Here is a 6,431-nt window from a genome sequence, read left to right as displayed (position 1 = left end):
GTGTGCGCTTAAGGTAAAATCTAGGAGAATCCGCTAACCAATCTGCCGTTTTGGTGTGCACTCAAGGTAAAATCTAGGAGAATCCGCTAACCAATCTGCCATTTTGGTGTGCGCTTGAGGGAAAATCTAGGAGAATCCATTAACCAATCTACCACTTTGGTGCGCGCTTGAGGGAAAATCTAGGAGAATCCATTAACCAATCTACCACTTTGGTGCGCGCTTCAGGAATATTTTGGGAGAATACAACAACTAACATACCGCTTTGCTGCACTCTGATTAAAAGTGGATTAACAAAACCAGCCTCACATCGCGGCTAGCGCAACCTATGCTTTAAAAGGGTGCTCTATACAACCAAATAAAAAGACTGAATTCAACCGATCAAGGAATTCAGCCTTAGTAAATGTTTTTTTAAAATATAAATAGTCTGTTCCAGCTTTTATGGTAATAGCACCGCGTCAATTACATGGATCACACCATTTGAAGCTTCAATATCTGTTTTAACAACGTTTGCTTTATTGACTTGAACTGGGTCAAGTGTAATTGTTACTTCTTTTTCTGCTAACGTTTTGACCTTCATTCCGTCTTTCAGATCACCAGACATCACTTTACCTGGTACTACGTGATATAACAGGATCTCAGCAAGATCTTTTCGAGCTAATAACTCTTCTGCGGTTACGCCTAATTCTTTTAATAGTTTCTCAAATGCCGCATCTGTCGGGGCGAATACAGTGAACGGCCCTTTTCCTTTGAGTGTCTCGACTAGACCCGCTTTCTCTAAAGCAGCAGCCAACGTATTGAAGTCACCTGCTTGTACTGCTGTATCCACGATATCCTTTTTAGCTCCAGGGTTTTCTGCAGCTAATACACCTGCTGAAAAGGACATAATCATCATGAAAACTAACGCAACTAACCCAAATTTTTTCTTATTCATTCATCCAACCTCCACTTTTTCTTTCATATTTTTGACCTACACACTGAAATAAAACAACACATTCATCTTGCACTTTTCTAGACGCCACACCCCCGTATGTAGGCTCTACATGGTAGTATTCGTTTGTTTGGTTTTTTTATCCTAATTTGTATATTTAAAATATCGAATTTTTCAAATGTGCTCACTCCATACTCAAAACAAAAAAGAAGCACGAACTGTCATCCGTTCGCACCCCTTTTTCCAAGCTTTTCTATTGTTACCTCTACCTAATCAATCACAACTTCATGATTTTTATTATTTTTAAAAACTCAACAAACTCATCAGCCGTTAACGGTTTTGCTAAATGGTACCCTTGGACTTCATCACAATTCATTATTTTTAGTACCTCAATATGCTCCGCAGTCTCTACCCCTTCAGCAATAACTTTAAGGTTCAATCCATGACCAATATCAATCATCGATTGGGTTAATTTTTGATCATCCTCATTTTCTAAGAGGTCTTTAATAAACGCACGATCAATTTTTAACACGTCAATTGGAAATAACTTTAAATAACTCAGTGATGAATAACCCGTTCCGAAATCATCCACAGATACGCGGATGTCACGTTGCTTTATTTCTTCTAAGATTGGTTTAACTACCGTTGGGTTTTGAAATACACTTTCTGTTAATTCTATTTCTAAATATTGAGGCTCTAATTGTGTTTCCTCAAGGATCCGGTCGATCGTTGAAAGCAAATATTCTTTATTACTAAATTGTTTCGCGGATATATTAACCGAAACTATGAGGGATTTAAAACCTTGCATTTGTAGCCTTTTGTTATGTCTACACGCCTCTAAAAGAACCCACTCGCCAATTTCGTAGATTAAACCTGTTTTTTCTGCTAATGGAATAAACTTAAAGGGTGAAATCATTCCTAACTTAGGATGACTCCAACGAATAAGAGCTTCCATACCATTAATTTTTCCTGTTTTTAAATCTTGTTTCGGTTGATACGTAAGAAATAGTTCTTCGTTTTCGATCGCAACTCTAAGATAATTTTCCAATACGTATTCTTCTTCATAGTCTTTATGCATGTCTTCTTGATAATACACATACTGCCTATCATCATGTTCTTTTGCTTGAAACATCGCTGCTTCCGCATGTTGCATTAAGGTTATAAAATCCTCTCCATCATTCGGGAACCGACTCACACCGACCGAAACTTCTAAGTAAAAAGTATATCCATTAACGTCAAATGGCTGAAGAAATTGTTGATGAATTTCTTCGATCTTTTTATTAATTTCTGTAGGATCGGCAATGTTTGGTAAATAAATCGTAAACTTATCACCATATTGTCTAGAGACCATTCCTTGGTCCTTTATCGATTGTTTCAACCGCTTAGCAATTTCAATTAAAGTTAAGTTCCCTAAACTAAAACCTCTTGCATGATTAATATTTTTAAACCGAACCACATCTAACCGAAGAATGGCTGCATGTTTCAAATTGGATTGAAAGCCATTATTAACAATTGATTCTAATTTGTTATCGTTTGGCAAATTTGTAAGCTGATCGTAAAATGCAAGTGAATAAATCTCTTCCGCTGCCTGCTTTTGTTTCGTAATATCGGTTTGTAGACCTAGGAAATTGACTAATTTTCCATTCTCATACACAGGTGTAATACTTAAGTAATTCCAGAACGTCTCCCCATCTTTACGATAATTTAAAATTTCAACCGAAAATGCTTCTTTACTTTCTATACCTTCTCTAATTCGTCGTTTAGCTTCATGAGACGTTTTCTCGCCTTGTAATGGACTTGATTTACGACCAATGACTTCTTCTGCTTTGTACCCTGTTAATTTTTCAAAGCCTGCATTTACAAAGGTAATAGGGTTATTCGGCTGTTGAGGATCGGTAATAATAACACCAATTTCCAAATTATTAATAGCAGTTGCCAACTGATTATTTTTCTTAAGTGACTGTTGTAAATCTTCTTGAATTCGCATATTGTCTTTAAGATTATCTTCAAAGCTACTAGCGAGTTGATTGAAAGCATCAGCAATATATTTCAGCTCATCTTTTGTATTAATTTCTATTCTAGATTGCATGTCCCCTTTGATCCATCTCGCAGTTCCGCTTTGTAACGATTGAAGCGTTTGAATAACTGAGACGTACGCCGCACCAAAAAGAAAGACAATTAATAGTATGGAAAATAGAAAAAAGATAAACAGTAGCAATTTTATTTTAAAATAAGAATTAAGCACTTCTTCTAGATGACTAATTAAAAGTAGATTTCCTTTTTCAAATAATTGAAAACCACTATTAATAGCTGTAGTTGCCTGATCAAATATCATTTCTGGGTCATTTTGAAGGTACTCATCACTCTTAAGAAATATGAGAAAAGCTTTTGTATGTCTTTTAAATTGTTCCTTTTCTTTTAATAAACTTTGTTCGCCAACCAATTCCTCAAGATAATAAGTTTGCATATCAAAGTTTTCAAGATATAATTCGACACCACCAATCATCATTAACAACTCGTTTTGTTGCCTTTCCGATAGCGTCTCTTCTAGAGTAAGTCTAGTTGAATAGGCACGTAGTTGCCCAATTTTCTCAGTTCCTAAAAGCAAATCATTATTAATTGTGTTGCTGAGACGGTTCATAAGTGGATCTGGATTTAAGTAAATATTTGCTCTATTGATAATATGTGAAACAAGCAAAAGGATTTCTGTGTTTAAGTCGTTATGGCCATAAAAGCTTTTCAAAGTATTCGTTTCGTCTTTAACTTGTTCCCATTGATTTTTAATTAAGTTCCATTTGTCTATTTCAATAAACCCGTTCCATTCATTTTCAATTTGCCTATCAATGTCCTTTATCTTTTCCTCTACCATCTGTTGCCTATCAATTATTATCTCATCAAATTCTTGGTAACCCCTTAAGTACGATTGATTTAATCCACGATGATATTGCGTATGCCTCAACAGTTCGGCCATATGTTGTAGAGATACTAATGCCTCTTGTTCCATTTTGTTTTGTGTAATTTCCTTGTTAATATCTGAAGACACTATAAACATAATCACAATCATAGGCACTGCAAAAGCAATAAAGAACAGAAAAAACTTTTTTGAAAAAGAAATTCGCCCGAGGGCTGCTACCATCCATCTAGGTACTATCTTCCAAATCATAGTCTTTTTTTAAGCACTTACATCATAGTAAGTCCCTAAATCCACCCCCTATTTATGTAACTTTGCCCGATTACTAGGAAACAGTCCTATATCGCCTTGTTCGTTCTTACTAATACATGTAGATATTGTCCATAAAAAAGGTGAACCTAAACAAGGTTCACCTCTAGAGTCAGTATGTTCATTGCCGCTCATTATCGGACACTACTAATTGGTGTTTCACTGAGGTGTCTTTTGTCCTATTAATCTTTTCTAATGTTAACATATTGATTATCATTTTAATAGATTGAATATTTTTTTATATGTACCAGAATAATTTCCAATGAAATAACTCTTGGCCTAAAAAAAACGAACAACCTTTCAATTCGTTCTTTTTATTTCTAATATCTTTTGCATATCTAATCAACAACTAATATAGAGAAATTACAGCCATATTTATCGTACAGCTTATTTATAAAACGACTTCTCTTCTCTCCACGGCTACCAAGCATTTGCAATTAATTCGTAAGACCGAATTCGATCTTCATAAGAATGGGTAATCGTGACCATCATGATTTCATCTGTACAGTAGATTGATTGTAATTCCATTAACTGCTCTTTGACATCTTGAGGATTACCAATGACCATTTTTTGCTTCATCTTTTCAATAACCGCTAATTCCTCGTTTGTATAAGTGTAGTTCTTAGCTTCCTCGATTGAAGGGACACCTTGTGTGCCTCCACCTTTTCCTAGTTGGATTTTCCAAAGTAATGGACTTGTTGCTAGTTCTTCTGCTTTCGCAGTTGTTTCAGCACATATGACAGATGCCGCTATTATCGTTTTGGGCTTCATTAAGGTTCGTCTTGCCTTAAAATGGTCCACATACGATTTCACAATCTCAGGGCCCTCTTTATCGCTCATGAAGTGACCAAATGCATAGGCTGCTCCTTGTTCCGCTGCCAGCTTCGCACTTTTTCCACTCGTTCCTAATATCCATGGTTGCGGGGGTGTATATGGAAGAGGTGCTGCTGATATGTTTGCATACATATGGTCGTCAGGAAAATCACGATATAAAAACTGAAACACCTCTTGTACAGACTCAGGTAATTTGTACACTTGTTGCAGAAAATTATTGGAGAGTGCCATTGTGACTTCAGCTGAACCACCAGGTGCCCGTCCAATCCCTAAATCAATTCGTCCCGGATACAGTGTTGCGAGCATATTAAACACTTCAGCTACCTTATAAGGCTTATAGTGGGGGAGTAAAATCGCGCCAGCACCAATCCGAATACTTGATGTGTTTGCACCAATGGCAGCTAACATGACTTCAGGTGCTGAACAAGATAGCCCTGAGAAATCATGATGCTCGGCAATCCAATATCTTTTGTAACCAAAATTCTCTCCAGCTTGTGCTAATTTTATCGATGCTTGTAATGCATCACTTGCTGTTTTACCAGAAGAAATCGGTGCTTGGTCTAATATACTTAGGTTCATCTTCACTTTCTTCTCCAACTCACAATATATTCAATATTTTCATTCGGGATTTGTATTGTCGGCTCTTCTACTTGCCATTCACCATTAATATCTAATTCCTTACACGCTAGCTCAAACTGACACATCGCGATTCCCATATCTAACAGCTGCATATCGTAACCTAATTTACTACTATAATTCGGTGTATGTTCAATGTAAAAATGACACGTGTTGCGATCTTCCGTTAACACTAGACGCCACGGTTGTTTATTAGAGGCAGAAGGACCGATACGTACCATTTCAATCGGTGTTTCAAGATCGCCAGCTTTATCTTTCGTTAAGGGTTTCTCAAATGAAGCATCATAGAACAGCTTTTCCCACACTTTTTTATTATCTGCTTTTACCACATAGCGCAGTGCTTTATCAAACATTCGCTGTTTCTCTTTCGGGTATCCTATCGGCGTGACACATGGAATAAAATGACCGTCACTTATTGAAATTTCTTTTTCAAATGAATTTCGGTTAAACGTTCCCCCCATCCAGCAAGTGCCTAGTTCTAACTCCGTTAAATATAAGACGAGGCGATGAAAAGTATACCCAAAGTCGACTAATGCGTATTTATTGTTTTCAGACACCCCAACAATATAAGCTCTAGGATTTTTAATAAAACCATAGGTTCCAAGCTTTATTCCTTTGTCTGTAACATTATTCGTAACATGAACCAATTGTAGGTTTCCTTGTTTTCCAAAGGGACCGATAAATGGCTTTTCATCGGTCATGTATTTTTCAATTTTTTGAAGGTGAGTTTCTGATATGTTCTGTGCGTCATACGTTCGAACGGACTGACGTTTCTTCATCGTATCAATAACTGATTGTTGGAAACTCATAACA

Annotated in this window: 4 protein-coding genes; all 4 read right to left on the bottom strand. The window is 36.5% G+C overall.

The genetic code is table 11. The features are described 5' to 3' along the window. Positions 1-436: 436 nt before the first annotated feature. Positions 437-931: a fasciclin domain-containing protein gene (locus AC2VNP_RS19485; protein ID WP_486918937.1), complete on the bottom strand. Its 495-nt coding sequence runs from the start codon at positions 929-931 to the stop codon at positions 437-439. A 274-nt stretch (positions 932-1,205) separates the two neighbouring features. Next, positions 1,206-4,091 carry an EAL domain-containing protein gene (locus tag AC2VNP_RS19480; protein ID WP_486918936.1) on the bottom strand — a complete coding sequence of 962 codons (2,886 nt, stop codon included), beginning with the start codon at positions 4,089-4,091 and terminating at the stop codon, positions 1,206-1,208. A 477-nt stretch (positions 4,092-4,568) separates the two neighbouring features. After that, positions 4,569-5,561: an LLM class flavin-dependent oxidoreductase gene (locus AC2VNP_RS19475; protein ID WP_486918938.1), complete on the bottom strand. Its 993-nt coding sequence runs from the start codon at positions 5,559-5,561 to the stop codon at positions 4,569-4,571. A 2-nt stretch (positions 5,562-5,563) separates the two neighbouring features. Beyond that, entirely contained in the window at positions 5,564-6,427 is an 864-nt protein-coding gene (locus AC2VNP_RS19470) for a nitroreductase family protein (protein WP_486918935.1), read from the bottom strand. Positions 6,428-6,431 lie beyond the last annotated feature (4 nt).

This window comes from Alkalihalobacterium sp. TH-98 (assembly GCF_057473385.1).
This window is presented reverse-complemented; position numbering and strand designations above follow the sequence as displayed.

What these genes read in the sequence shown, in the direction of transcription:
- AC2VNP_RS19470 (WP_486918935.1), bottom strand. Translation starts at nt 6,427, where the DNA reads ATGAGTTTCCAACAATCAGTTATTGATACGATGAAGAAACGTCAGTCC.
- AC2VNP_RS19480 (WP_486918936.1), bottom strand. Translation starts at nt 4,091, where the DNA reads ATGATTTGGAAGATAGTACCTAGATGGATGGTAGCAGCCCTCGGGCGA.
- AC2VNP_RS19485 (WP_486918937.1), bottom strand. Translation starts at nt 931, where the DNA reads ATGAATAAGAAAAAATTTGGGTTAGTTGCGTTAGTTTTCATGATGATT.
- AC2VNP_RS19475 (WP_486918938.1), bottom strand. Translation starts at nt 5,561, where the DNA reads ATGAACCTAAGTATATTAGACCAAGCACCGATTTCTTCTGGTAAAACA.